Raw genomic sequence first — 1,143 nt, 5'->3', positions numbered from 1 at the left:
CCCTGTCTTCATGCACCCACCCGGCCAAGATCACCCGCCCAAAGCCGCTGTTCGACCAGAACCGTCCACATGATCGATAGGCATACAGCTTCTCAGACGCGGCCACTGCAAGAAGATCGGCTCGCGGTGGCGGGCCCTGCCCGCGGGAAAGATCGCAGGGATCGTCCTGGCGGTACTGCGCTGTGACCAGCGGCCCGGCGATCTGGCCGGCGGAAACGGGGTGCACCGCACCACCGTCACCCGCTGGGTGCGGGAGGTCGTCGGCCTGCTGGCCGCCCGCGCCCCGCGCCTGGACCGCGCCCTGAAGAAGATCACCCGATCCGGTGGCGGAATCGTACTGCTGGACGGCTCCCTGATTCGCACCCGGCGGCGCACCGGAACAGCGAACCGGAAGAACTACTCCGGCAAGCACAAATGCCACGGCCTGCTCGTGATCGCGCTCACCGACGACCGGGGCCGCCTGCTGTGGGTCTCGGCGGCCAGGCCCGGACGCACCTCGGAGATCACTGCCTGCCGGCACGACAAACTCACCGCCCATCTCCGCGCGGCCGGGCTCGGCGCCATCGCCGACCTGGGCTTCGTCGGCCTCGACGACAGCGGCCCGGACGCCGACCCGGCGGTGATCACCGGCTACAAGGCCGCCCGCAACCGGCCTCTGACCCGCAGCCAGAAACTTTCCAACAAGGCACTGGCCGCGGTACGGGCCCCGGCCGAGCACGGCTTCGCGCACCTGAAGAACTGGCGCGTGCTCGGCAAGGTACGCACCGACCCGAAGTGGGCGACCACGCTGGTGAGGGCCCTGCTGGTCCTGACGAACCGCGAAGTCGCCCGCTGACCGATGATCTTCACGAGAGTCATACGCCTATGACCAGCGTGAGCACGCCGACATCCACGCACACCAGACCCATGACCTGCAACTTCACGATGCACACCGCTCAATGGCGGAGGATACGAGATTCGAACTCGTGAGGGGTTGCCCCCAACACGCTTTCCAACTGTGCGCGTCCCCGTTCTGTGGGGTTCATAGGCGTTCGCGCGGCAGCTCAGACGTAAGCATTCAGTAGGTCGGTGGCGGGCTTCGCGTCTGATGATGTGACAGGTAGTGGGTGGGTGCGGCAGGATCTGTGGTCATGTCGTCCGGGT

The 1,143-nt window shown here is 67.0% G+C and carries 2 protein-coding genes; one reads left to right on the top strand and one right to left on the bottom strand.

Going from position 1 to position 1,143, the window contains the following annotated elements; translation table 11 throughout:
• Positions 1-226: hypothetical protein (locus ACWD6R_RS40655; protein ID WP_451823358.1), on the bottom strand; the 226-nt coding region annotated here is incomplete at its 3' end.
• Between ACWD6R_RS40655 and ACWD6R_RS40650 the strand changes: the two genes are divergently transcribed.
• Complete coding sequence (locus tag ACWD6R_RS40650; protein WP_451823357.1) at positions 221-835, top strand: transposase family protein; 615 nt, start codon at positions 221-223, stop codon at positions 833-835. The genes ACWD6R_RS40655 and ACWD6R_RS40650 overlap by 6 nt on opposite strands.
• The last annotated feature ends 308 nt before the right edge of the window (positions 836-1,143 follow it).

The organism is Streptomyces sp. NPDC005151, from assembly GCF_053599875.1.
Note: the sequence above shows the minus strand (reverse complement) of the source record. Positions and strands in the feature narration are given on the sequence as shown.